This is a genomic window from Tabrizicola sp. (assembly GCF_030373185.1).
In the GTDB taxonomy this organism is placed as follows: Bacteria; Pseudomonadota; Alphaproteobacteria; order Rhodobacterales; family Rhodobacteraceae; genus Tabrizicola.
Map to the genome: position 1 here is coordinate 316,012 of NZ_JAUCZH010000004.1, position 24,466 is coordinate 340,477.

23 protein-coding genes are annotated in these 24,466 nt (G+C 61.3%); 7 read left to right on the forward strand and 16 right to left on the reverse strand.

Annotation, left to right across the window (positions count from 1 at the left end; all coding sequences use genetic code 11):
* Positions 1 to 48: 48 nt before the first annotated feature.
* The 4 genes from QUV21_RS09840 to QUV21_RS09855 are packed head-to-tail and all read right to left on the reverse strand — an operon-like array spanning position 49 to position 2,499.
* A complete protein-coding gene (locus QUV21_RS09840; RefSeq protein ID WP_300854605.1) occupies positions 49 to 462 on the reverse strand; it encodes a thioredoxin family protein in 414 nt (137 codons plus the stop codon).
* Positions 463 to 475: 13 nt separating this feature from the next.
* Positions 476 to 1,189, reverse strand: coding sequence for a cytochrome c biogenesis CcdA family protein (locus QUV21_RS09845; protein WP_300854606.1), 714 nt, complete (start codon positions 1,187 to 1,189; stop codon positions 476 to 478).
* A complete protein-coding gene (locus QUV21_RS09850) occupies positions 1,190 to 2,155 on the reverse strand; it encodes a DUF3179 domain-containing protein (RefSeq protein ID WP_300854903.1) in 966 nt (321 codons plus the stop codon). It abuts the gene before it with no gap.
* Entirely contained in the window at positions 2,155 to 2,499 is a 345-nt protein-coding gene (locus tag QUV21_RS09855; protein ID WP_300854608.1) for a hypothetical protein, read from the reverse strand. The genes QUV21_RS09850 and QUV21_RS09855 overlap by 1 nt, the downstream gene beginning before the upstream one ends.
* A gap of 279 nt (positions 2,500 to 2,778) precedes the next feature.
* Between QUV21_RS09855 and QUV21_RS09860 the strand changes: the two genes are divergently transcribed.
* Positions 2,779 to 3,558, forward strand: coding sequence for a VCBS repeat-containing protein (locus tag QUV21_RS09860; RefSeq protein WP_300854609.1), 780 nt, complete (start codon positions 2,779 to 2,781; stop codon positions 3,556 to 3,558).
* A 197-nt stretch (positions 3,559 to 3,755) separates the two neighbouring features.
* On the opposite strand, the gene QUV21_RS09865 is transcribed toward QUV21_RS09860, so the two are convergent.
* The 3 genes from QUV21_RS09865 to QUV21_RS09875 all read right to left on the reverse strand — a co-directional run bounded on the left by QUV21_RS09865 (position 3,756) and on the right by QUV21_RS09875 (position 5,989).
* On the reverse strand, positions 3,756 to 4,307 hold the full coding sequence (locus QUV21_RS09865; protein ID WP_300854610.1) for a hypothetical protein: 552 nt from the start codon (positions 4,305 to 4,307) through the stop codon (positions 3,756 to 3,758).
* 217 nt (positions 4,308 to 4,524) lie between these two features.
* A complete protein-coding gene (locus QUV21_RS09870; protein ID WP_300854611.1) occupies positions 4,525 to 5,058 on the reverse strand; it encodes an Hsp20/alpha crystallin family protein in 534 nt (177 codons plus the stop codon).
* Positions 5,059 to 5,146: 88 nt separating this feature from the next.
* Complete coding sequence (locus QUV21_RS09875; RefSeq protein WP_300854613.1) at positions 5,147 to 5,989, reverse strand: Crp/Fnr family transcriptional regulator; 843 nt, start codon at positions 5,987 to 5,989, stop codon at positions 5,147 to 5,149.
* Positions 5,990 to 6,258: 269 nt separating this feature from the next.
* Between QUV21_RS09875 and QUV21_RS09880 the strand changes: the two genes are divergently transcribed.
* Positions 6,259 to 7,008: a Crp/Fnr family transcriptional regulator gene (locus QUV21_RS09880; RefSeq protein ID WP_300854615.1), complete on the forward strand. Its 750-nt coding sequence runs from the start codon at positions 6,259 to 6,261 to the stop codon at positions 7,006 to 7,008.
* Positions 7,009 to 7,134: 126 nt separating this feature from the next.
* Entirely contained in the window at positions 7,135 to 8,367 is a 1,233-nt protein-coding gene (locus tag QUV21_RS09885) for a cyclopropane-fatty-acyl-phospholipid synthase family protein (RefSeq protein ID WP_300854617.1), read from the forward strand.
* 17 nt (positions 8,368 to 8,384) lie between these two features.
* Here the strand turns inward: QUV21_RS09885 and QUV21_RS09890 are convergent, their stop codons facing one another.
* Together QUV21_RS09890 and prs are read right to left on the reverse strand one after the other, a co-directional pair.
* Entirely contained in the window at positions 8,385 to 8,729 is a 345-nt protein-coding gene (locus tag QUV21_RS09890) for a phasin family protein (protein WP_300854619.1), read from the reverse strand.
* A 119-nt stretch (positions 8,730 to 8,848) separates the two neighbouring features.
* Complete coding sequence (gene prs, locus QUV21_RS09895) at positions 8,849 to 9,865, reverse strand: ribose-phosphate diphosphokinase (protein WP_300854621.1); 1,017 nt, start codon at positions 9,863 to 9,865, stop codon at positions 8,849 to 8,851.
* Between the two features lie 257 nt (positions 9,866 to 10,122).
* Here prs and QUV21_RS09900 point away from each other — a divergent pair, with 257 nt between their 5' ends.
* Positions 10,123 to 11,157, forward strand: a complete 1,035-nt coding sequence (locus QUV21_RS09900) for a hypothetical protein (protein WP_300854623.1) — start codon at positions 10,123 to 10,125, stop codon at positions 11,155 to 11,157.
* Positions 11,158 to 11,223: 66 nt separating this feature from the next.
* Here QUV21_RS09900 and QUV21_RS09905 read toward each other — a convergent pair whose 3' ends face one another.
* Complete coding sequence (locus QUV21_RS09905; RefSeq protein ID WP_300854625.1) at positions 11,224 to 11,694, reverse strand: host attachment protein; 471 nt, start codon at positions 11,692 to 11,694, stop codon at positions 11,224 to 11,226.
* A gap of 237 nt (positions 11,695 to 11,931) precedes the next feature.
* Entirely contained in the window at positions 11,932 to 12,579 is a 648-nt protein-coding gene (locus tag QUV21_RS09910; protein ID WP_300854627.1) for a TetR/AcrR family transcriptional regulator, read from the reverse strand.
* Positions 12,580 to 12,922: 343 nt separating this feature from the next.
* Here QUV21_RS09910 and QUV21_RS09915 point away from each other — a divergent pair, with 343 nt between their 5' ends.
* The 3 genes from QUV21_RS09915 to QUV21_RS09925 are packed head-to-tail and all read left to right on the forward strand — an operon-like array spanning position 12,923 to position 18,092.
* Positions 12,923 to 14,083: an efflux RND transporter periplasmic adaptor subunit gene (locus QUV21_RS09915; protein WP_300854629.1), complete on the forward strand. Its 1,161-nt coding sequence runs from the start codon at positions 12,923 to 12,925 to the stop codon at positions 14,081 to 14,083.
* Positions 14,084 to 14,088: 5 nt separating this feature from the next.
* Positions 14,089 to 17,280, forward strand: a complete 3,192-nt coding sequence (locus QUV21_RS09920) for an efflux RND transporter permease subunit (protein ID WP_300854631.1) — start codon at positions 14,089 to 14,091, stop codon at positions 17,278 to 17,280.
* Positions 17,244 to 18,092, forward strand: coding sequence for an SDR family oxidoreductase (locus tag QUV21_RS09925; protein WP_300854633.1), 849 nt, complete (start codon positions 17,244 to 17,246; stop codon positions 18,090 to 18,092). Before QUV21_RS09920 ends, QUV21_RS09925 begins: the two co-directional genes overlap by 37 nt.
* 79 nt (positions 18,093 to 18,171) lie before the next feature.
* Here QUV21_RS09925 and QUV21_RS09930 read toward each other — a convergent pair whose 3' ends face one another.
* From QUV21_RS09930 to QUV21_RS09950, 5 genes are all read right to left on the reverse strand, one after another.
* Positions 18,172 to 18,837, reverse strand: a complete 666-nt coding sequence (locus tag QUV21_RS09930) for an ABC transporter ATP-binding protein (protein ID WP_300854635.1) — start codon at positions 18,835 to 18,837, stop codon at positions 18,172 to 18,174.
* The gene (locus tag QUV21_RS09935) at positions 18,838 to 19,620 is read right to left on the reverse strand and encodes an ABC transporter permease (protein ID WP_300854637.1); all 783 of its coding nucleotides are present in this window, start codon (positions 19,618 to 19,620) and stop codon (positions 18,838 to 18,840) included.
* Positions 19,617 to 20,825 (reverse strand): hypothetical protein, encoded by a 1,209-nt coding sequence (locus QUV21_RS09940; protein ID WP_300854639.1) that lies wholly within the window; start codon positions 20,823 to 20,825, stop codon positions 19,617 to 19,619. The genes QUV21_RS09935 and QUV21_RS09940 overlap by 4 nt, the downstream gene beginning before the upstream one ends.
* Complete coding sequence (locus QUV21_RS09945) at positions 20,822 to 22,915, reverse strand: capsular polysaccharide biosynthesis protein (RefSeq protein WP_300854641.1); 2,094 nt, start codon at positions 22,913 to 22,915, stop codon at positions 20,822 to 20,824. The genes QUV21_RS09940 and QUV21_RS09945 overlap by 4 nt, the downstream gene beginning before the upstream one ends.
* A 135-nt stretch (positions 22,916 to 23,050) precedes the next feature.
* Complete coding sequence (locus QUV21_RS09950; protein WP_300854643.1) at positions 23,051 to 24,430, reverse strand: hypothetical protein; 1,380 nt, start codon at positions 24,428 to 24,430, stop codon at positions 23,051 to 23,053.
* Between the last annotated feature and the right edge of the window lie 36 nt (positions 24,431 to 24,466).

A 24,466-nucleotide genomic window follows, 5' to 3' on the forward strand; every position in this document is an offset into this window, starting at 1 on the left:
TGGATTGCCAGAGCCATCAGGCCAGCTGCACCGGGTTGCGCACCTGGATCAGGCTTGCGCGGCGGCCAGGGCTGCATCCATCAAGGCCTTGATGTCTGCCTTCGAGGTGCCGGCAACGATCCGACCGATTTCCTGATCGCCTTTCAGGACTACAAGCGTCGACCGCCGCGGGATGCCAAGATTTCGGGCCAGATCACTGTCGGCGTGCTGATCCCAGTCTACGGTGATGAAGGTGATCATCTTGTCATAGCCGGGATTGGCGCGGCGCAGATCGGTGATCACCCGGTCCTGTGCGGCACAGGTCGAACACCAGTTGGTCCAGAAATCGAGAAAGACCACCTTTCCGGCGTCAAGTGCCTTTTCGGCAAGGCCCGGGGTGTAGAACACGCGGTCGGCGGCAAGGGCCGGCAAGGGCAGGATCAGGGCGGCACAGGAGGTGCCAAGGAAGGCGCGGCGGTTCATGGGAAAAATCTCCTCAGATTGAAACGGACAGGTCGACCAGCCAGGTGGGCAGGTTTTCGATCATCCAGGCGTCGATGACGTGGTTCACCCGGAACCAAAGGCCAAGGCCGATCAGGACGAAGGTGGCCCCCAGGATGGGTTTGGAACGTTCGGAAAAGGCCCGCATCCGGGCCATGTTGCGTCGCAACCATGCGCGTGCGCCATAGGCAAGGACCACGATCAGGGTCGATACCCCAAGCGCGAAGGCCACCATGATGGCCCCGGCGCGCAGCAGGTTCTCGCCTTGGCTGGCCATCGCGATGGCAGCGCCGAGGGTGGGGCCGATGCAGGGGCTCCAAACCCCGCCCAGAAGCATGCCGCCCAGCACCTGCCCGCCCAGCCCCCCCGTGGCAGTGGTGGTCATCCCCGCATCGGCGCGCGCCGCAAACCCGGCGGTGACCAGCGCGAAACGACCGCCAAGGGCCGGGACCAGCATGACCGCGCCAAAGCCGATCATCAAGACCGCCGCCACCCGGCCGACCGTTTCCTCGCGCAGCCCAAGCGCCGGGCCAAGTGCCGCGACGCCGAGGCCCAGGACGACGAAGCTTAGGCTCATCCCGGCGGCAAGGGCCATGGGCGCGCGGCGGTCGGCTTGCAGGCTGGAGGCCAGGACGATCGGCAGCACCGGTAGGACGCAGGGGTTGATCAGCGTCAGAAGCCCCGCGAGATAGGCAAAGATCAGGTCCATTCAGTTGCCCAGCATCCAGAGGCCGTCAGGGTGAAAGGCATGAAAGGCGAAAGCGAAGGGGATGTCATGCACGACATCGCGCCCCGCCGCGTCGGTCACGCGAATGTTCCCGACCTCGCGCCCCCCGCCGATGGACCTGCTGTCCAGTGCCGAGGCCTGACCTTCCGACCAGCGCAGGACAAGACCGGTCTCGCGGATTTCGCGCGCCTTGGACAGGCGCGACAAGGGCCATGCGCGATTGCCGACGCGGACCACCCGTTCCAGCGGGTCTATGCCATGCGGTGGGTTCTCCCCGTCGTAAAGGAAGGGGCGCGAGGTGTCGTATCCGACATAGGGGTTGCTGCCGTAGTCTCGGGACCAGTCCGGCTCATCCATGACAAGCCCATCGGGGTGGGTCGCGCGAAAGGCCGCCCAGCTTTCCATCAGGGCGGGAAGCTGCGTCAGCTCGCGCCCGGCATGGGTGCCGACGACCCCCTGGCCAAGCGCCTGCTGCCACCAGCTTTCGGTTTCGCGGTCATACATGATCATGTCGGAATGGCGCAGAAGACCCGAGACGCCGAAGCTCAGCGTTCGCCCATTGACCCGGGGGTCGAACACCATGCCGGTGTTGCACAGCGGGCAGAAGGTCACCAGCACTGGAACGCCGCCGATGCTGTCGTTCACGATCTCATGCCACATCAGATACCGGATCGGATAGGCGCGCGCAGGCTGGCCGGGCAGATCAACCGACATAACCGGTTCGCGGTCCTCCAGCCGGGTTTCCCTTGCTGCGTCAATGAACCTTGGGTCGCTGATCGCGGGGATGCCGTCTTTCGGCGGTCCGCCCGAGATGATCTCGTCAAGATCGATCTCTGCCCGGTCGAAATCCGTATCGGGCCAGTCGGCGGCAAAGGGATTGCGCGCTTGTGCCGCGACAGCCAACGGCCAAAGCAGTGCCACAGACGAAAGAAAGGCGCGCCGCCGCATCATTTCGCCAGTGCCAGTGTGGCGATGCCGGGCTTGCCCCTGCCGTCAAGCCTGAGACCCCCTGGCACCATGGCCACGGCAGCCAGAATGACGGCACTGCAGAGGACATGGATGTTCCAGGCCCAGGGATCGACGAAAACCGGGACTGTTGCAGTCAGACCGGAAAGTCCTGACGCCAACATCAGCGTCACAAAGGCAACGAGCATGAGAACCGGCAGGTCATTCCTGAACGCGGCGTTCAGGTTCGATCGAACCGGGGCCAGCGCTCTTTTCAAGGCAGAGCCTACGCGCGGAGGTGGCCGCCCGGATGGCGCGCGTCCAGATGCAGCTTTCGTGTGGGGCATGTCATTCTCCGTGTCATGCAGGACGGCCCAGCGGATTGGATGATAACCACCCGTGTGACGAAATGTGGCATCTGTTGCATTTGTCACGAACACTTGTCCGGCCGTGTACAGCGCTGGCGCACGGATATTTGACGACCGAATTCCAGTCATTCCGCCCCTTCCCGATTGCCCTGTCGCGCGGGACAGGTCAGGCATGGATCGTGAAATCGCGGCAAGTGCTGTTTCGATCGGGCCCGATGCTGGCCCGGTTCGCGCATTCGATGGCAGGAGAGTGCAGGTATGGTAAAGATTGCCATGAAAGGCGCAGGCATTGCGGTGCTGACCACGTTTGCGATGACAGTCAACGTGTCCGGGCAAGAGGCTTCGTTGCCTCAGCCGACAGGGGCCGAATTTGCCAACATCACAGACCGCTATCCGCACAACATCATGGGAGGTTTGCACGCACATACGGACCTGATCGTCGACCTTCAGGCCTGCCTGGGGTGCGATGCGCTGCCTGATCGCTTGGCCATCAGGCTTCCAGACAACCTCGTGTTCGAAGATTTTGCGCCACGACTGGTGGATATGGACAACGACGGCCGCAACGAGATTGTGGTCGTGGAAAGCGACCAGCAAAAGGGCGCGCGTCTTGCGCTTTGGGAGGTCATCATGGATCAGGGAAAAGCCAAGCTGGTCCGCGGCGCGGCCACGGAGTTCATCGGAACGAGATTTCGTTGGCTTGCGCCCATTGGTGCCGCAGATTTCGATGGGGATGGCGCGATCGAATTCGCCTATGTCGAGAAACCGCATCTTGACCGGATCCTGCGGCTTGTCCGCCGCGATGGAAGCCGCTTGCGGCAGGTCGCAAAGGTGAATGGGGTCACCAACCACGCCATCGGGCAGGAAGACGTCCAGAGCAGGATCGAAATCTGCAAGGATGGTCCGCAGATCATCGCGCTGGAGCCCGGGGGACGCAGAATGCTGGCGATCCGGTTTGATCTGCGGTCAGCCGAGGTGACAGACATCGGGGAGGCACCTGCGCGCCACCAGATTGGCGATGGCCAGTATTGTGACCCCTGAACAGGCGTCCAACGGCTTTGTCAGGTCAGAGGCCGGACAGGCCCGAGACGCAAAAGCCGACAACGGCCAGCCTTGGCCCCACCAGCCTTCGCCCGACCAGCCTTTGCCAGCACGCTAACCGCGCGGACTGCCAGACTTGTGGCACACCACTCGCCACCTTCAGGCAGCACGGGGCCAGCGACGGTGCAGGTCGTCGATTATGTTGGCACGGGTGTCTCGGGGCCGTGCGCGGTCAGATGAGGGTGATCGTTGGGCAGGTCAGGGTGGCCATGGGTCAGTTCCACAATGTCCGTTGCCGGCCAGATACGCAGGACGGCGATCACTCCAAGAGCCCCTGTATCAGCAAGTGTCAGTGCCGCGATGCCCAGCCCCGTTTCTGCTCCGGTCCAGCCGGCCAGCGGATAGGTCACCAGCCGGCAGGGATGCGACAATGCGAATTGCGGGGCGAAGACGGCGCCTCGGTCTGCTTCGCGCGCCGAACGGTTGATGATCCGCCCGATCGGAGTCTGCGTCATTGAAAAGCCGAAGCCGATCACGGCCCAAAGCGCGATCAGAGTGGAAAGCCCACCAACCAAAGGCACCAGTGCCACACCAGCAAACATCAGGGCCGCGCCGCCGATCATCACCGCGCGGTCCTCCTGCCTCACGAGGAGTTGTGGCAACAGGAACGCTGCCAGCATCGACCCCGCGCCGAAGCCGGCGAATGCCAGCGGAACAGATCTTTCGCCAAGCCCAAGCCGCGCCCGCACTGTCGCCCGCCAATTGCCAGGCAAGAAGCCCAGGCGCCACGGTAGCAAGACCACTGCCAAGCAGCGCCACCACCTCTGCGCCCAAGAGGAGGCGAAAGGTCGGGTCACGCAGGGTCTTGAGCCTCAAAAGCAGCCTGATCACTGATTTGATCCAGAACGGATTGCCGGCGCAACCGGCCGCGACGCAAGTGTCGCAAAGCTCTGGCCCAGCGAGTGCCTAGGCCGCTTTGACGTCGATCTTGCGTTCGTTCCGGATAGCGGTGGCTGACTTGGGCAAGCTGACCTTCAGCACTCCTTTGTCGAACTTCGCCTCGATCTTGTCTGCGTCGACGTTGACCGGCACCCGGAATGACCGCTGGAATGTGCCGAAGCTGCGCTCGCTCAGGTGATAGTCCTCATCGTCTTCCACCCGCTCGGAAGATTTCTCACCTTTGATCGTGACCATGCCGTTCGACAGCCTGACCTCGATCTGATCGCTGGTCAGCCCGGGCAGTTCGGCTTGCAGTTCATATCCGCCATTACGCTCCACCAGATCCACAGGCGGAATCGTAAGCCCGAACTCGGGCCAGGACTGTGGAGTGATGGCGGTTTTGCGCGGCCAGGCGCGCCGGAGGTCCGGCCAGTCGAAATCCGCCATCAGGCGGTCAATCTGGTGACGCAAGGACCGGATCGGTTCCCACTCTGCCGCCGCCGTGCCGATGGCTCGTGCGGGTTCGCGCTTCACTTCAACTTCGGTCTGTTTTTCGGCCATCTCTCAGCTCCTTCTCTTGGCAGGTTCCAGATGGATCATGAACACCACAGTCGTGCCGACAGATCATTGACCGTCGTCAACAGCAGCATCACCGGCCGCAATAACAGACACGGGCTTTCGTGTCCGGCACGGTGATTTCGGCGGCTCGCCTGGACTGCCCGGCAATCCCGCAGCGCATTCTGTCAAAGTGACCCCCGATCTGGCCGTGTGCGATCAGCTTCTCAAGATCAACAATCCTGAAATGCGCCGGATCCCTGATCTCGATGATCCCTGCCTCGGAAAGTCTGTGGACAATTCGGCAGATCGATTCCACGGTGGTTGCCAACAGATCGGCGATATCCTTCCTTGGCAGCAGCACCGACAGGACTGCCGACCCGTCTGGCAGCGGCTGATAGGGCATGAAGGTGCTGGACAACGCCAGAAAGGCACAGAGCCTTTCCTCTGGACCAAGCGCGCCAAGCGACCACGTCAGCCAGTGCAGGCGATCAAGCTGACTTTGTTTCTGACGAAAGAGTTCGGCCCGCAGCAGGTCATTTTCAGCCAGCATCTTGTCAAACTTGCGCCGGTCAATCCGGCACAGGCTGCTTTGCGAAACGGTCTCGACGCTCAATCCCTCGCGGAACTCGCTTTCGATCCCGACGAATTCACCGGGCAGGAAAAGCGACAGGATCTGGCGGCGACCATCGTAGGAAAAGCGTTGCAGCCGCAGGATGCCCGATCTGACGAACCAGACATCGTGGCTGCCGCCGCCGCCCGCGATCACTTCGCTGTCAGGCGAGCGTTCCTCGCGATGCCTTGGGTTGCCGCACATCAGGCCCTTGGCAAACGGAAGACTGCACCGAATGCCGGATGTCCTGCTTTGTGGCGCGTCACTGACCGAAGTCCAATCGTACTCGGCCAATCCGTCCGCTTCGACGACTTGCCGTTCCATATTCCCCCCCGGGGTTCCTTCAAAACATTTGGGGCCGAGCGCAGCCCGCGCCGTCATCACGATTGTCTACAAATATGCACCAATAAAGACAGCGAATCAGATATGATCCAAAATCAAGATGTCACCACTGAAGCGCGATGTGCATTGATCAGCGTCAACGACAGGGCGAAAGGATGCTGTAGTTTTTTCTTGCGGATTTTATTGGGCGGCCGCCATTGCAGGCATTCAGGGCACGTCCGAAAAGCGGAGTTTCACCTATGCCGGAGCAAATGACGACAGCGCTTGCGCTGAAGGCTGCCGTCGGCCACGGCAATGGTCTGTTGACAAGGCTTCTGGAGGCCTTGCCGCCAGAAGTGGCGGCACAGCTTCTGTCTCAGGCTGTGCTGCGTTCTGTTGAGGTGGGCGAAACAATCATTGAGCGTGGCGTGCGGTCCGAGGATGTGGGCTATGTGCTGGATGGCATGCTGGCAATGGTCCAGACGCTGGATGACGACAAGAAGCATATCGTCGGGCTTCTGGTCCCGACCGATATCTATGGCCGCTTGTTCGATGGGCCGTCGAACTACCGGATCGAGGCATTGTCCGCCGCGCGCATCCTGTCCTTCCCGCGCAGAGTCTTCGAACAGGTTCTTCTGGACAACCCGGATGCTGAACGGCTGTTTCTGGTTCATCTGCTGGACGAAGTCGATGCGGCGCGGGAATGGCTCATGCTGATCAGTGGCCGCAAGGCGGTAAATCGTCTTGCGTCCTTTCTGACCATTCTGGCACGGCGGTCAAAATACAAACGGACCGGCAGGCCAGCGCCGGTGCAGGTTCCCTTGACGCGCAAGGACATGGCACTTTATCTGGGCGCAAGGCCAGAGACGCTCAGCCGGGCTTTCCGTGTGCTTGAACGCAAGGGGATCCTCCGGATCGTCGACCCCTACCACTTTGAAATCCTGGATGAGGAAGCATTGATCGAGGCTTCCGGCGATGATCTGACGATCGAGAGCGACGACAAGGCCGGCACGCAGCGTTGAAGCGGAGCCGACCGTTCCCCAATACCGATCCTGCCTGGGCCGCTTTTGAAGCGGGTTGACGGCGGTCAATGCCAAAGGATGCACACCGCCTCATGCTGATTGCTTCAGGCTTCAACGGAGGGGGCTATGTGGGCCGCACTGTTCATTCGCTTCTTGGCCCGGATGATCCGGGTGGGGCATCTTGTGGTGTTTGTGGGTGATGGCCCGGAACGGGTGTTTGGTGATGGCAGCGGGCCAAAGGTCGTTGTGCGGATCAAGAACAGGTCCACCCTGCGGCGCCTGACAGTCGATCCAGAGCTGGCCTTGGGTGAATGCTACATGGAAGGGTCGCTTTCGATTGACGGCGATGATGTGCAAAGCCTGCTGGCGGTCGTGGTGCGCAACAGTGCGCAGGCGGATGCGCTAAGCCTTCCGGCCCGGATGTTTTCCGCCTTGCGCCACATCCGTCGGCGGCTGGATCAAGCCAACCCTGAAGCCCTCGCCCGACGCAATGTAGCGCATCACTATGATCTGACGCCGGCGATCTATGATCTTTTTCTGGATGCAGACAGGCAGTATTCCTGCGCCTATTTTACCGAGAATGATATCCCGCTTGACGTGGCACAGGCTGCCAAGAAGGCCCATATCGCCCGTAAACTGCTGATTTCGCCGGGCATGCGAGTGCTTGATATCGGTTGTGGGTGGGGCGGAATGGCCCTGACGCTGGCCGGCGATCACGGGACGCGGGTGACCGGCATCACCCTGTCGCAAGAGCAACTGGCCATCGCCCGCGACCGCGCGAAGGCGGCCGGACTGGCTGACCGTGTGTCATTCGAACTGATGGACTACCGGGCGGTGCCTGGGCAGTTCGACCGGATCGTGTCAGTGGGGATGTTCGAGCATGTTGGTGCGCCGAACTATGCCACCTACTTCAACGCGGTGCGCGACCTGCTTGCCAAAGATGGCGTGGCTCTGATCCATACAATCGGGCGTACCGCCCCGCCAAGCGCAACAAACCCCTGGATTGCAAGATACATTTTCCCCGGTGGCTATGTGCCGTCGCTTTCCGAAGTCGCCGAAGCGATTGAAGGTAGCGGCCTGCGGATCGGGGATATCGAATGCCTGCGCCTGCATTACGCGATGACCCTGCGCCGCTGGTTTGACCGTTTCAGCGCCAAGACCGACGTGGCTGCGGCGCTGAAGGACGAACGGTTCGTGCGGATGTGGCGCTATTATCTGGCGGCATCGGAACAGACATTCCGGCACGGCCCGCAGGATGTGTTCCAGTTCCAGCTTTGCCGCAGGCCGGATGCTGTGCCCATCACCCGGGACTATCTTTACCCGTCCCGGGATCAAAGGCTGGCACAAGCTGCGGAATAGCTGCCTGACTGCTGGCGTTACAGTGGCACATCATCGTAGCGCCGAGCCGTTGGCGATCCGGCCATCCCGGAAGCCGCCGCCTTGCCCATCAGGTCCAGCATCTTGGCCGCCTCTGCGGCGTATTGTTCCTGCGCGGCGGTAAAGAATGCGGCCTGAACCTTCTGCATCTCTTCCAGAGAGGTGCAGGCCAGCAGCGCTTGCTGGGTCTTGATATCCTGTTGCAGCCGATCCCAGACGAAGCGGACCGCTTCGGTTCCCATGTCCATCCAGACCTGAGCGGCAGCACTGCCAGCCATCATCGGAAAGCCGCTTCCGGCCAATCCTGACGGCTGTGCTTCGGTCTTGGGCTTTTTCGCGGGCATTGCGGTTCCCTTTCTTTGGTGTTGTGAGCGGTGTTTCGATCGGGCAAGTGTCCGATCTTTGATATTGCACGATGGCGCAGCCAGAATCCACGGTAGCAGCCTGCTAGCGGCCAGTCAGGTCAGCGGCTCAGCCCGGTTGGATCAAGGATCGGGCTGATCGCACGCCCGCCGTGCATTCGGACAAGACATTGCCCGACCATCGGTGCCACGCTCAGCAGGCGAACGCGCGGGTCTGGGGCGGGGGGCGTGACCGGCCATGCCGTATCCGTGACGGTCAGCGACGCGATTGCCGGGCCAACGAGCCGCTCCAGCACCGCCGCGTCACAAAAGGCATGCGTCGCCAGAAGGTGAACCGAGCGCGCACCACGCAAGCGGCAGGCTTCCGCCGCGCGCAGCATCGTTTCGCCGCTTTCGATCATGTCATCGACGATCCAGACATCGTTACCGGCGACATCGCCGGCAAAGAGGTTGCCGCTTGTCACGCCGCCAGAGCGATGCTTCTCCACCAATGCAAAGCCGGCGGGCTTGCTGCGGACCATTTCAACCGCTTGCCGCAGCAATTCGGCCCGCTTGGCGCCGCCGAGATCGGGCGACATGACGGTAACGGGGGCGTCTCCGGCGCGGTCAACCACTTCGGCCGAGAATAGCCGCAACGTGTCCAGATTGATTGTCCGGCAGCGAAATCCGTTCTGAAAGGCCGCAAGATTATGGACGTCGACAGTCACCAGGGCATCGGCGCCGATCGCTTCGAACAATTGCGCGACATAGCGCGAACTCACCGGATCACGCGCCTTGGTAACCCGATCCTTTCGCGCATAGGGCAGCCACGGCGTGACGGCCGTCACCCGTTCCGCGCCGTGATCGCGGCAGGCCGCAATGAAGAACAGCATCCTTACAAGATGATCGTTCACCGACATCCCGTCCGTCGCATGCAGGGACGAGACGACGAAGACATCCTCACCCCGGACGCTGACGAGAGGCCGCATCTTGTGTTGCCCGCCCGCAAAGGCGCGCGCTTCAAGCGCAGCCAGAGGATAGCCTGCAACATGAGCGATGTCGCGGCCAAGCGAATGGAAGGGGGTCAGGTCAAATATCTGCATGCAGGACAGTGTGACATGCTCTGCACGGCGCCACATTGATCGTCGTCAATGTGGGCTGGATGGCCAGGGCAGACAGTGGCGGTCGCATTGGGTGCCAGCCCAGCCGGGGTTGCGGCAATCTGCAAGACGGGCAAGCAGGCCGTCAGAAAGGAATGCAGGATGAAGCTGGCAGCGTCCAACCAGCCGAAGCGCCTTCGGCATGCCGAGCCAGGCTGGCCATGCTTTTCGCACAGGCCAGGCCGCCGCAGGGTCTGCCTTTTCTTGCCCGGCCTTTCATGCGGTTCGTGGATGCAATGACTTTAGCGCCTGCCCGTGAAGAACCGATCCCGATTGCCGACAAGGTCGCCTTTCTTTCGGCCTTGCCCGGCGTTGTTCAGGTCATCGAGACACATATGGCCTTTGTGTTCCTGACCCATGATCTTGCGTTCAAGCTGAAGAAGCCGGTCAGCTTTGGCTACTTTGACCATCGAACCCTTTCCGCCCGAGCCAAGGCCTGCGCCGAAGAGGTGCGCTTGAACCGGGCGCTTGCGGGGGATGTCTATATCGGGACCGTGCCGCTTGTGCGGGTGGGAGGGGGCCTTGCGCTTGGCGGTGTGGGAGCGGTGGTGGACTGGCTGGTTCACATGCGTCGGCTGCCAGCCGGGCGGATGCTCGATACCTTGATCATGGCGACGGATCAGCCATCGCCGACGAAAGCCGAAATGGCCACCGTGGTGGAAGGCCTGGCACGGTTCTACCGCCAACAGCAGGAAACGCCGCCACCAGCGGGACTTTACGCCGTGCATCTGCAACGTGAGCAGGCGGTCAATTCGGCCAACCTCCGTCAGATGTCAAAGTTCCTGCCAGATATTCCACCGGGACTGGTCACTGACGATCTTGATCAACGCCTGGCACGGCTTTTGCCCCAGATTTCCGCGCGTGAGGCGGCGGGGTTGGTGGTGGAGGGGCATGGCGATCTGCGGCCAGAGCATGTCTGCCTGATCGACCCGCCAGTGATCTTCGACCGGGTGGAAACCGCACTTGAATTGCGGGTGACGGATATCTTTGACGAACTGGGCTATCTTGCAGCCGAATGCACCCTTATGGGCCGTGCTGATCTCGGGAAATGCCTGATGAAAGGTATCAAGGACGCAGGCTTTGCGCCCCCGCCGCCAGCCCTTCAATCGACATATGCCATGTTCCGGCTGGTCACCCGGGCGCGGCTGGCACTGGATCACTTGCGCGATCCCGACCCGCGCACGCCTGGAAAATGGCCGGCACGCGCCCGGCTTTACCTGACCGAGGCCATGCGGCTGTCACGGATCAGTTCCCGTCTGCGCGAGTTATGATCTGGAACCGGACAGATTGCCCGCAGACCGTCGTCCCTGAGTCGCATTGATCAGGGCTTTGATCGGTCAAGGCAGGCCGGTTCCATCCCTCATCTCTTGCGAGACCACCTGTGCAAGCTCTTGCGTCGAGAGGTGCAAGAGGTTCTTTGGCACTTCGCGGACAACCAGGTCGGCCAGGCTTGGTGGCATGATCTGGCGCAGATAGCCCAGCATCTCATGTTCGGCAAAGACCGCGAGCTTGTCGAAGTCGCCGGCGCGACGGTGGCTCTCAAGCAGGGCGATGACCTCATGGATGAACTCGCGCCGGTCTTCGGCAACCGGGTCACTTGAATAGGCCATGGCCGACCGTCGACCGGCGCCCTTGGAGGCGAACGAGCGCCCGGGTTTGTCCGACATTATGTCACGCAGATTTCGCGATTCCGCGCGCAGCACCAGTTCGGAAGGCACATCGTCGCCGCGCGCGGAAAGCCCGCGCAGGATCCGACAGCGTGCAGCGTTCAAGACCAGCGCCCAAGTTACGGATGTTCCTCTTTTCATGATCCAGCCGCGCCCCGTATTGTAAACCCTGTGAAAGGATCGCGCAGCTGTCGGGGGCGGCGCATTGATCGTTGTCAACAAATGTCGGCTCGCAGGCTTTGCCCCTTTCCCTTCAGGCACGGGGTGAAAGCACCTGGACCCGGAATAGAAAGCGCCAGGGCCAGAAATCGGCACCTTGTGGCGGTCCGGGGGCGGCAGACTTGCGCTGGATTGTCGGGATGTTCCGACTGTCGTGGATCAGCCGGTCCGTTCGACGGGTCCAAGGATCGCGCGGGCGACCTCCATCAGGTATTGCCAGTCGTCAACCTCGGCGCTTGCGACCTTGTGTTTCATGTCGATGGTCAGGAAGGAGTGTCCGTGAACGAATGACCAAAGAATATAGGCGCGACGCTGAACGTCGGGATGCTGAGGTGCCAGCTCAAGACAGGCAGCGGCGGCTTCGACGACAACGCCAAAGCAGTTTTCGCCCTTTTTAAGAAGGTCAGGCGCATTCTCGTGACCTTCGGTCAGTCCGAAGACCAGCCGGAAGACCCCCGGCTCTGCCCGTGCAAAATTGACATAGGCCTGACCAACGGCGGCGACAGCTTCGAGCGACCCGGTTGCATGTGCCGCGGCACCTGACCGCATGGCTGCGTGAAGCCGGTCCATCGCTTCGCTCACCACGCCGCGCAGAATCTCGTGACGGTCCTTGAAATGCTTGTAGGGCGCGGCAGAGCTGACGCCCGCGCGCCTCGCCGCTTCGGCAACGGAAAACCCGTCCGGTCCGTGGGTTTCCACAAGGTCGCGCACCGCCGCGATCAACTGCGCGCGAAGGTCGCCGTGATGATACGCCGACTTCGGGGTCACCCTCGGTTCGGCGGGAGCGACTGTGGTCTTGTCGGCCATTTCGTCAGGTCTTTCCTTCGAGCAGGGCGCTGCTGACGTTTGGTCCAGCTAAAGTTAGCAATTCTTACATTCATTGGCAAGCAGACACACGCCATCTTCACCGATCAGATGGTGCCATTCAAGACCGGTGACATTGCCGATCAGCCCAACGCCCTTCACCGCGTTCCGACGCCATTTCGCGGCCAGACCGATTTTGCCGAACCAAGGGCATGCGCAAAGTCTGATCGGCTCGCGCGTGAGCGTCTTGAAAAGAGCATTTCCGCAATGGTCGATCTATCCGCTTGCCAAAGTGAGCGATTCTAACTTATGTAAGTGTAACTAACTTCACTGAAGGATCGACCCGATGACCGACCCGGCAATCTTCGGCTTTCGACAGGCGCTCCGCCGGATCGGCACGGTTGGCATCACGCTGGCTTTCTTCGGCGCTGCCGGGTCCGCGGTGGTCGGGGGCCTTTCGGTCATCCCCGCGCAGACCGATGCTGCGACCGGAACCGTTGCGCCTCTGGTGCCTGTCGGGGTGACGGTGGTCGAATTCGCCCAAGGCTACACGGTCACTCGCCGGTTCATCGGCCAGATCGAGGCGGCGGCGCGTGCCGATCTGGGCTTCGAACCGGGCGGGCGGATCACGCAACTGATTGCGGAAGAAGGCGATCTTGTCGCGGCGGGGACGGTACTTGCCCGGCTTGATACCAGCGCACTGATCCCCGAACGAGCGGCACTTGAGGCAGAGCTTGCCGCTCTTGCCGCTGATGCCGAACTTGCCCGGCTGACATTGCAGCGCAATGACACGCTTGCCGACAAGGGTTTTCGGCCGGCCGCCTCGCAGGACGATGCCCGGCTGGCCTTGGCCCGGTCGGAAGCAGGGATGGCCGCAGTCCGCGCCCGGATCGCAGGTGTCGATGTGCAACTGGAAAAATCGGTTCTGCGGGCTCCATTCGCGGCCCGCATCGGCGCGCGGCTGGCAGATCCCGGGCAGACCGTGGCATCCGGGCAGACCGTCCTGGTGCTGTTTGACGCGTCCCCCGCCCGCGCACGGGTAGGGTTGCCGCCTGATCTGGCCGCACCTTTGCAACCAGGCGACAGCGTGATGATCGAAGTTGGAACAACGCGTCAAGCCGCCAAAGTCCGCCATATCCGGCCTGACCTTGATGCCAGCACCCGAAGCCGGTCCGTCATCCTGACCCTGCCGGCAGGGTCGGGCGAGGTGTTGGGTGACACCGTTGCATTGGTTTTGAACCAGAGGATCGAGGCCTTTGGTTTCTGGGTGCCGCTGTCTTCGCTGCGCGAAGGCGTGCGCGGCAGTTGGGCTGTCATGGCCGTGGAAACAACGCCCGAGGGTGATCGAACCCTGCCAGCGGCGGTTGAAGTGATCCACAGCGACGGCGCCCGTGTGTTCGTGCAAGGCGTACTGCCGCCCGGCGCCCGCATCATTGCAATAGCCCCCGACCGGGTGACCCCCGGGCAACTGGTGCTTGCCCAGCTTGCCACCGCCGGGCGGGAATGATCGGGATGGACACGCTGTTCTTTCGCCAACCGCGCCTTGTGATCCTTGCGCTTCTGGTCATCCTTTCGGCGGGGCTGTCGTCGCTGGTGTCCATCGGGCGTCAGGAAGACCCGACCATCACCAACATCTTCGCCACGATCACCACGGTCTTTCCGGGGGCAGATCCTGCGCGCATCGAGGCGCTGGTCACCGCCAAGATCGAGACCGAACTGCGGGCGATTCCCGAGATCGCAGAAGTATCGTCGACCTCGGCCACCGGTATTTCGGTGATCTCGGTCGAACTGATCGAAACGGTTTCGCCGGAAACCATCGAGCAGATCTGGGCGCAGGTCCGCGACGCCGTCGCCGATGCGCAGCGGGAGTTTCCGGCTGGCGTGCTGGAACCCGACTTCGACAGTGACGGGGCAGGGGGCTATGCCGCGATCCTTGCCTTGACCTTGCCGGAAGGTTTCAGCCTGACGCGCGCCGCCCGCGAGGCCGAAGCGCTGGCCGACAGGCTGCGCCGGGTGTCGGGGACCAGCCTTGTGGACCTGCACGGGCTGCCCGAGGAAGAGGTGCTGGTCACATTGAACCCGGGCCGTATCGCCGCCCTTGGGTTGACGGCTGATGCCGTTTCAGCCGCAATCCGCGCCGCCGATGCCAAGGTGCAGGCCGGTCGGCTTCGCGGCGAAGCAACCGACCTTGTGCTTGGGATCACAGGCGAGATCACCTCGCTTGACCGACTGCGTGCCGTAGTGTTGCGCGAAGACGCTTCGGGACGGGTGACCCTGCTTGGCGATGTGGCAGAAATCTCGCGCGGCCCACGCCTGCCGCTGGCCGAGGCGGCTCTGTTTCAGGGCAAGCCTGCAATTCTGGTTTCGGCCAAGTTGAGCGCAGGCTTGCAGGTTGACCGCTGGATGGCCGGTATCCGAGAGGCCGTGCAGGCGCAGGCCAGGGCGTTGCCATGGGGCCTGTCGATCGAGACGGTATTTGACCAAAGTCGCTATACGACCGAACGTCTGGCTGAGGTCGGGCTGAACATGGCCATCGGCGTGGCGCTGGTGGTGGTTGTGTTGTTCGTCACCCTTGGTGCGCGGTCGGCGCTGATCGTGGCAATGGTCCTTCCGGTGGTTTCGCTGGCCTCGGTCGCGACGCTCAACGCGCTTGCGGTCCCGATCCACCAAATGAGTGTGACGGGTCTGATCGTGGCGTTGGGTCTTTTGGTGGACGCCGCAATCGTCATGACTGACGAGATAGGCAAGCGGCTTGGTGCGGGGCTGACACGGATCGATGCGGTGGCGGGGTCCGTCCGGCGACTGGCCATGCCGCTGGCGGCCTCCACTGTGACGACGATTCTTTCCTTTCTGCCGCTGTTGCTCCTGCCTGGTCCGGCGGGCGATTTCGTGGGCTCGATAGCGATTTCCGTGATCGTCATGCTGGCGTGGTCTTTCGTTGTGGCGATCACCATCACCCCCGCCATTGCCGGGCGCTGGCTGCGTCAGGATGCCGATGGGCAAGTGCGCGACGGGATCCTGATGCGCGGTTTTCGTGCGCTTCTGACACTGTCGATGGCCAACCCCTTGCGGACCGTGGCACTGGCGCTGGTGTTGCCGGTTCTGGGGTTCCTTTCGTTGCCGGGTCTTACCCCACAGTTCTTCCCCGGCGTGGACCGCGACCAGTTCCATATCGAGGTGGATCTGCCACCCGGAACCGGCATCATCGAGACATTGCGCATCGTGCGCGAAATTGACGCCCGCCTTGCCGCTGAGGCGGATCTGGTTGAGGTGGCCTGGGTGGTCGGCCGGTCCGCGCCCGCGTTCTACTACAACATGGTAGGCGACCGGGATCAGGCACCGGCTTTCGCGCAGGCCCTGATCCGGACCGGATCGGCAACCGCCACCGAACGCATGCTCGCCCGATTGCAGGGCGATCTGCCGCCCGCCTTTCCCCAGGTACGCTTTGTGATCCGCGGGTTGACCCAGGGGCCGCCAGTCAACGCGCCGGTCGAACTGCGGCTGGTGGGCCAGAATATCGACGCATTGCGATTGGCGGGTGATGATCTGCGCAGGCTTCTGGCCGAAGCCCGCTCTGTAGCGATGGTGCGCACCGGGATTGCCGGCGGATCGCCCAGGCTGACGCTGGATGTGGATGAAGCGCGCGCCCGGCTTCTGGGGCTCGACCTTGGCCAGATCGCGCGGCAGTTGGAGGCTGGCCTCGAGGGGGTGACCGGGGGGTCATTGCTGGAAGGGACCGAGGAACTGCCGGTCCGGGTCAGACTGGGGGCAGGTTTGCGGGGTGATCAGGTCGCCATAGGCGATCTGCCCCTTCTGCCACCGGGTGCGGCAGGCATGGCGGCGACCGGCCAGTATCCGGCAGTGCCACTGTCCGCGCTTGGCTCTCTGCGACTGGAGCCGTCGGAAAGCACGATAACGCGACGCAACGGGGAACGGGTGAATAGCGTGCAGGCATTCCTGATGCCCGGCATCCTGCCCGCCGCGGCGCTGGCCGAGGCGATGGCGGTCCTTGAGGCTGCCAACTATAGCCCACCCGACGGTATCCGGCTGGAAACCGGAGGCGACAGTGACGCGCGCGACAGTACGGTGCAGGCATTGGTTGCCCCGCTGGGCCTGATCGTCACGCTTTCGATCGCCGTCGTGGTGATGACCTTCAACTCCTTTCGGCTGACCCTGATTGCCTTCCTGGTTGCGGGCCTGTCTGCGGGCCTGTCCATGCTGTCGCTGGCCGTATTCGGCTACCCGTTCGGGATCAACGCCATCATCGGGGTGATCGGATCCATCGGTGTATCCATAAACGCAGCCCTGATCGTGCTTTCTGGACTGCAAGGCGATGTGCGGGCGGCAGCAGGTGACCGCGCCGCGATGGTCGATGTGGTGGCAGGATCAGCCCGCCACATCATTTCGACCACTGTCACCACCTTTGGCGGCTTCCTGCCGCTGATCCTTGGCGGCGGCGGGTTCTGGCCCCCCTTCGCGATGTCGGTCGCCGGGGGTGTTGCCTTGTCGGTGACGCTGGCCTTCGCCTTCACGCCGCAACTGTTTGCGCTGACCCTGTCGCGGCGCAAACCCGACGCAGCTTTCCGGGTTTCCGGTCAGACAGCACCCGGCAAGACGTCGCTCCACCTTGCGGGCGATCAACTGAACACCATGGCAAAGGGCCTCACATGGCTGGAAAGACCGCCACTCCCGAACACGGCCTAAAGGATCGCTTTGGCCCGACGGCCCTTGTGACCGGCGCAAGTGATGGCATTGGCCGCGCCTTCGCCGCACGTCTGGCAGAGCAAGGGTTCGACCTTATCCTTGTCGCACGGCGCGAGGCGGCTTTGCAGGAAATTGCGCTGGACCTTGGCGCGAGGTTTGGCGTCGAGGTGAGGGTTCTGGCAATCGACCTGACCGAAACTGGGGCAGTCTCAACCTTGCTTTCCCGGACCGAGGATGCACCGGTCGGGATGGTGGTTGCGGCGGCTGGCTTCGGGTCGATCGGGCCGTTTCTGGAGCAAGACCCGGGCAGCGAACTTGGCATGATCGATCTCAATTGCAGGTCCGTTGTCGAATTGTCGCACGGGTTTGCCCAGCGGCTGGCAAGCAGGCGGCGCGGCGGGATTGTCCTGTTCAGCTCACTGGTCGGTTTCAACGGCGCACCCCTGTCGGCGACCTATGCCGCGACCAAGGGTTTCATGCAGAGTTTTGCCGAAGGGATCGCAGCAGAGCTGCACCCCCTTGGGGTAAGTGTGCTTTCGGTGGCCCCCGGCCCTGTCCACACCGGATTTGCTGCCCGCGCGGGCATGCGGATGGGGCAGGCCGCAACCCCCGATACCGTGGCGCAAGGCGCGTTGGCCGCGCTTGGCAGGCGCGGAACCGTTCGTCCTGGGTTTCAGGCCAAGTTCCTGGGCTGGTCATTGGCGATGTTGCCGCGTTGGGGGCGGGTGCGGGTGATGGGGCTTATCATGAAGGGGATGACGGGCAAGAAGCCCGCCCTGAATGTGGCTGCCACCAAGTCTGGCAGCCTGTGACAAGGCCTGGATCCGACGGCATCTACCCGACCAGTCCACCTGTCGGGAACTTGCGTCGACCCGATCCCGAACCGGAAGATCAGTCTGTTCCGGCGGTATTGATCTCCTTGTAGGCGGCAAGCAGATCGTCGATGTCATCAAAGAACCGGATCCGGTGGCCTTCAAGCAGCAGTCCGCAGTCGCAATACTGCCTGATGGTGCTGGCGGAGTGAGAGATCATGACGATCTGGCTCCGCTCAAGCTTGCTTTTGAAGACTGCCTTGCTCTTCTTCTTGAAATCTTCATCCCCGACGGCAGTAACCTCGTCAATAAGATACATGTCAAAGTCGATCGCCATGCTGAGCCCAAAGGCAAGCCGGGCCTTCATCCCGCTTGAATAGGTCTTGATCGGCAATCGAAGCGACGCGCCAAGTTCGGCAAATTCCACCACGCTTTCGATCACCCGGTTGCTATCCTGACCGTATATCCTTGAAACGAAGCGGATGTTTTCGATACCGGTCATGCTGCCGTTGAAGCCGCCGGAAAATCCCAGCGGCCATGAAACGCGTGAAGTCCGCAGCACCCGGCCCTGATCCGGCGGCTCGATGCCCGCCATCAGGCGCATCATGGTGGACTTCCCGGCACCATTCCGGCCCATGATCCCGACGTTGCGACCTTCAGGAAACCGAAAGGAAAAATCCGACAGGATCGCCTTGCGCACACCCTTCAACCGATAGGATTTGGAGACGCGATCGAACAGAAGCATCTAGAACCGCGCACTTCTGAAAACCCGTTCTCCCAAAAGCCCGATGCACAGCATGCCGGCGCCAAGCCCAACGGGATACCAGACGTTCAGCAGCGTCGTTCCATAATTCGGGTAATAGGCCCATCGAAACCACTCGATAAGGTGAAGTACCGGATTCCACTGAAGAAATTCGCGCGCCTGGGGTGGAAGCTGGCTGGGGACATAGAAAATGCCAGAGATGAAAAACAGCGGCCGTGTCAGCACCTTTTCGACCTGTGTCCAGGTTTCCCACATCGAGGCGACCACGGCATTCAGCGTGCCGAACCCAATTCCAAGCAGTGACGCGGCAAGAAAGGCTATCACAACTTGATCCGGCCGCGCGGGAGGGGCTGCCAGACCCAAAAGCCACAGCCCGCCAAAGAAGGTGACCATGATCATGACATAGGTGGTTGAAATCAGGATTGCCCGTGCCAGAAGCGTGTCCACATCCTTAATGATCGGGTATGTCAGTAGGGCGCGGTTGGCGTCAAAGACAGTCATGAGCTTGTTTGAAAGCTCGTTGAAAAGTTGCAGCACAAGGATCCCGGTCGCAAAAAACAGGGCAAGGCTGGATCCGAAGGGTGGGTGACGGCCAACCATCGAAAACAGAAACACCAGCAGGGCCACGCTGACGGTCGGTGTGATGACTGCCCAGACGTAGCCGAAGGTTGACGTGCCGAAGGTGGCTCGGGTTTCCCGCAGGATCAGGCTGACAATCACGCGCACCTGAAGCGAAAGCAGTTCGGATGTGCTGATCAGTTTCATGTCAGGTGATCACGGACGGAATAGGTGACCAGGGTGCCGATGCCCCAAGCGACGACCAGCCCGAAAGCCGCCAGAAGCAGGTTTCGCAGACGGCGCGGGTATTCGGCCGCTTCGGCGATCTGAGGCCGCAAGTGGATTGCGAGGTATCGTTGCTGTCTGTCGGCATCCCTGCGCGCCTGTTCAAGGGAGACCAGTGCCGATGCATAGGCCTGCTGTGCCAGGCTGCGTTCGACCTCCAACGCCTCATAGCGTGCAAGTTGCTGCGTTACGGCGCTGGTACCGGAAGGGCTGAGCATGTCATTGCCGATCGCCTGACGCCGCTCGTCGATCTGGGCGGATAATGCCTCGGCGTTGCGGCGCAAGGCGGCCAGGCTTGGCGCATTCTCGTCCAGGGTTTGGCGCAGCGCATCAATCCGGGCGTTCACGTCAATCAGGCGCGATTCCAGACTGGCAATAAGCTCAATTTCAAGTGCCGCACTTGCAGATGGGTTGACCGACTGCTCCACCGCACGGAAATCACGCACCGTGGCAAGCGCCTCGCGCAGACGGGTTTCCTGTAGCGCCACTTCTTCGCGGGCGAAACGCAAGGCATCCCGACGCGCGGTTTCGGACAGATCGTTCACGAGGGTCTGTGTCAGTGTCAGGACCAGCGCGGCAATGTCGCGTGCATGCCCGGCAGAAAATGACTGAACCTCGAACTCGATGATGCCGGAGGCCGGATCGAACTGGGTCGTGATCCGACGGTTCCAGTAGGCTACGAAATCTTCGATGGTTGCATCCGGGGAAAGCCTTGAAATGAAATCGATTTCGGGACCGGAATACGATTGGCGCAGTCCAAGATTCTGATCAAGCTGTTCCAGCAGGGCGCGGCTGCCAAGGTAGCTTAGAACGATATAGGAATCCGCCGTGGTGGAACCGGAACTGGGCAGACCGGTCAAGGCGCCGATCCCGTCCAGACCTGCGTTGGTATCGATGCCGCGAATGGAAAATCCGGCCCTCGAGGCGAAACGATCAGTTGCGATGGTGCCAAAATGGACGGCCACCAAAGTCACAGGCAGCAGCACACAGACCAGGAACGAAAGCCAGAAGTAGTGCCTGCCTCTCGGTGCCATGGGTTGGATGTCCGGCTCGCGGATGGCAGAGTTTCCAAGTGTCAGCACCTTTCCGCTGGCGGAAACTGCCTTTTCCTTCGGAACGGTTGTCATCGGGTGGATCCCTTGAGTTTCAGCCAGAACAGGAGTCCGGAGCGCAACACTTTCCGTCGCCAATGGGGCGTTGATCGGCCCTCCCGCGACAGGGCAGCAAGCGCGTCCACGGCCTGCTCCGGTTCAATGAAACAGTTGGCCTGAAAGTCGAAATATCGCGGGTAGGCGATCAGCGCACCATGGACGAGTTCATCGATGGTCAGCCGCCTTTGCCGACGCGGGCAGGGAAGTCTGTCTTCCGTCAAACCCCAGCCGGCGTAGAACGGCAGCCCGTGACACACGACCCGCGAACCTCTCAGCAAGGCCTCGAACCCCATGAGCGATGTCATGGTGTGAAGCTCGTCAACCTGAGATAGCAATTGCCCCGTCGAAACAGGCTCCGTCAGAATCTGATCGGCAAGCTGGCGCGCGATATCCTCATCCGCGCCCGGCTTTCGCAGACCGTTGACGACATCGGGATGCGGTTTGTAGACCAGAAAGGCGCTGGGTCGTTCCTTGCGAACGCGGCGAACAAGCTCCAGGTTCGTGGAGACCACCGGTGAGCCGGACCTTATCGACGCATCCGTCTCGACCTGGCCGACAACCAGCACGACCGGGGCCGTGGTGTCGGGGCGCATCCATGGGGCAGATCCGAGGTTGTATTTCGTGACATCAAGTTCAACGATCCTGTCGCGCAAACGCCTTGCGCGATCACGGTCAACGTCATCGATCGAAAGGTTGGAAAGGATGTTTTCAAGACCCGATGGCCGGGTGGAATCGTAGTAGATTCCCACATCGTCAACCACCAGAGACAGCGGGCGAACAAGGTCCGCCCCAAGGCCGGAGGACCGAAGGAAGCCATCCTCAATCCGCAGCACCCCTTTTCCCGCTGCGGGTCGGCCCGCATCGGCATTGCCCCAGACCGCGATTGTCCGGCCCAAGGCAGATTGCCCGGCCAGCCAATTGCGATTGGCGAATGTGACATGTGATCCCGACAGGAACCGTCTGATGAAGGGCCGCTTCCAGCGTGAAAAGCCAACCGCATGTACGGTTTGTGGGGTCTGCATGCGCAGGCGTCTTTGCAGTCCGACATGTTCGATGGAACGCTCCACCTCGCAGCGTCGCATCGTGACGGGGTCAATATAGCGCGGATATCTGACCAGAGCTGCATGGATAAGCTGTTCGATCCCGGCAGGCTGTCGGCGATCCGGGGCGGGAAGTTCATCCTGCGTAAGACCCCAACCGGCATAGAAAGGCATGCCGAAAACGCGGACCGGCTTGCCCCACAACAACGCCTCAAAGCCGACTTGCGAAGTAACGGTATAGACCGCATTGGCATTTTCGATCAGTCGAACCGGATGGCACGGGTCGGATATGACCAGAATTCGCGGATCCATGCGCAGGGCTGCGATGTCAAAGTGGCCCGCATGCGCCCGCATCGCGCTATCCGGGTGAACCTTCACGACAATTGCCGTTCCGGGGTTTTCCGCTATTGCGGTCTGGAGCATTCTTGCGAAACTGCCGGCATCCGCCATGCCATGCCGAATGGAAGCATCGCCTCCGGTCTGGTCTACCACCAGTATGTATTTCCCCGGCAGATCACCCGAAAATTCTGACCCGTTGTTGTATTTCGAAACGCGCTCCCGCCGCCACAAGTTGGCAATGTGACGGGCGCGATCCTGCTGTCGGGCCGAAAGCGGGGTCGGAATCGAACGCTCCAGCTCCGAAGCCTGAGAGGCGTCATAGTAGATCCCAACTCGGTCGAAAACCATCGACAGCGGTGGATCAAATCGCGCAACTGACCGCAGGAATCCGTCTTCCAACAGAAGAAATCGCCCGGAAGTCCTGTGGCCAAGGTCGACGGCGCGTTGCCCGGACCATTTGCGGCCCCAGCCGATGAATTCACGCGCCCTTGGCCTTTGAAGCCGACTGTGAAAGCCGGGGCGCTTGCCGATCAGCGTTGCCAGCACCCGGTCTTCGGCCAGATCAAGCGACGTGCAAAGTGCAGTTGGCTGGCTTGCTGTTCCGGCAAGGCAGCGCGAAAGCACGGCACGCAGCCACTGCGGCGCCTTGCGCCCTCGTCTGACCCAGAGCGTGATCCAATGCATCATGCCACCGCCCCGCTTTGCAACGGGCAACGCACTTGCCTGTTTGCCTGCTGTCTTGCGGGGCCTTGCAGGGATTGAATGGTCGTCGAGCTGCGGTTCATGGCCAGACATTCCGAGCCATGGGACGAGGTTTCGGCATTATTTTCCCGCCGCCTGCGCTGCGATGCTGCCACGAAATCTTGCCGCCGCAGCGATTTGTCCGTGTTGTGCAAGAAACTCCATCTCTGGTCTGAGCGTTTCCCTGTCTTCCCGAAAATGACTGCCGCCGGCCCCTGAGATGCGCTCTCCAGATGCGCTGACCTCTGGAAGCGTTGCAATTGGGTCAAAGCGTCGGACTGGTAGCGGATGCCTTTCCGTGCCGGTAACTTCAGCGGCAAGCCGTGTCATCATTGACTGGGCAACCATGATGGCTTCGTGTGGCGAAAATTGCCGCATTGTGTCAGGATGAAAGTATCTGGGATAGAGCACCAAAGCGCCTGCCAAGACCTGAATAGGGCTCAACTCTTGACGGCGTTTTGTCGACATCGGTATGTTGTGCCGATCATTTGTGAAGCCCCAGCCGCCATAAAAGGGCAGCCCGAAAAGATCCACCTGTTTCCCCCGAAGGGCCGCCTCGAAACCGGAAAAGGAAGTGATCGTATAGACATGATCCGCGATATCCAGAGTTTCATTCAGGCTCCACCTTTCGTCGACGATGTCGCAAAGATGCCGTACGGAATTCGGGTCTGAATAATGTTCCTTGGCTCTGACCAGGGTCTCGGGATGAGGTCTAAGCAGTATTCTTGCCGTGGGGTGTTCTGCTGCTGCAATTTCCACAAGATCATTGGCTGACAGGAACTTTTCTGCCCCGAACCTGATGGAAAGATCGTCCTCTACCTGCCCCAGGACCAGAACCACGCGCTCGCCGGGCCTGAGGTCCAACGCATCGCGCAAAGAACCACCACTGTCGGCGCGCAGGTATTTGGACAAACCGTTCCTGATTGCGATCGCGATTGTATGAGCATCGCCAATGATACTTGAATTGTTCAGAAAATCGGTTGAATTTAGAATGTGGTCCAGATCGCTTTGCTTTTGAGCGTCAAAGTGCATGGCCCTCTTGTCAAATACAAGTGAAAGTGGCTTTGTCTTTTCGATTCCAAGTCCGACTGACCGCAGGAACCCATCCTCGACATATGTCAGAGCTATACCATGATCGCGACAGATGTCCTGGACCATTGGCGGGAACTTGTAGGACCAGACGTAGACTTCCGGTCTGCAATAGAGCGGAATGGTTCTTAGCAATGCCTGTGGCGGTCTTGGCGAATGCCCCATGAAAATGACATTGTGACCAGGCAGAATCTCCCGCATCCAGGTCTTCCATTCCGAGAATCCAATCAGAATAGCCGTTGGTTTACCGGTCCGATATGAGGATGCGATTGCCCGTGTGTTGGGTGGAAGTTTCAGATTCTGGAGCCGCCGTTCAATGGCGTCCTTGAAGAAAAGTCCCGGTCGTTTTACCAGCTTTTTCAGCTTGCTCATTTGCGGGGATCCTTGTCGTCATGAGGTTGCGGGAAG